Origin of the sequence: Pseudoduganella buxea, from assembly GCF_009720835.1 — a bacterium.
Classification (GTDB): domain Bacteria; phylum Pseudomonadota; class Gammaproteobacteria; order Burkholderiales; family Burkholderiaceae_D; genus Rugamonas; species Rugamonas buxea.
Window position 1 is genome coordinate 1 of the sequence record NZ_WNKZ01000255.1, and the last position, 471, is coordinate 471.

At 47.3% G+C, this 471-nt stretch carries 2 tRNA genes; both read left to right on the forward strand.

The features are described from left to right. The first annotated feature begins 48 nt into the window (after positions 1-48). Positions 49-125 (forward strand) — tRNA-Ile (locus tag GM672_RS27865). Positions 126-150: 25 nt separating this feature from the next. After that, positions 151-226, forward strand: a tRNA-Ala gene (locus GM672_RS27870). Positions 227-471 lie beyond the last annotated feature (245 nt).

Here is a 471-nt window from a genome sequence, read left to right on the forward strand (position 1 = left end):
CGACTGTCGAATGAAGAAGAAACAGTAGCACCGCGAGGTACATCAAGCGGGTCTGTAGCTCAGCTGGTTAGAGCACCGTGTTGATAACGCGGGGGTCGTTGGTTCGAGCCCAACCAGACCCACCATGGTTTATCGATGCAAGAAATCCCTGGGGGATTAGCTCAGCTGGGAGAGCACCTGCTTTGCAAGCAGGGGGTCGTCGGTTCGATCCCGTCATCCTCCACCAACGCATCTACTCAAGATATTAAACGTAAGCGTGACTTGTCGCTTTTACGTTTAGTCTTTTAGAGACTACTGCTGTTTCGTTCTTTAACAATCTGGAAGAAGTAAAGTTTTATTGAACGCATGAGACATCATGTGTTCAGGGTAGTAATAAAGCTCATCAAACACTGTAGTAAATGCTTGATACCGATAGCCGTCAAGGTTATAGGGACAAGTGAATAAGTGCACATGGTGGATGCCTTGGCGATT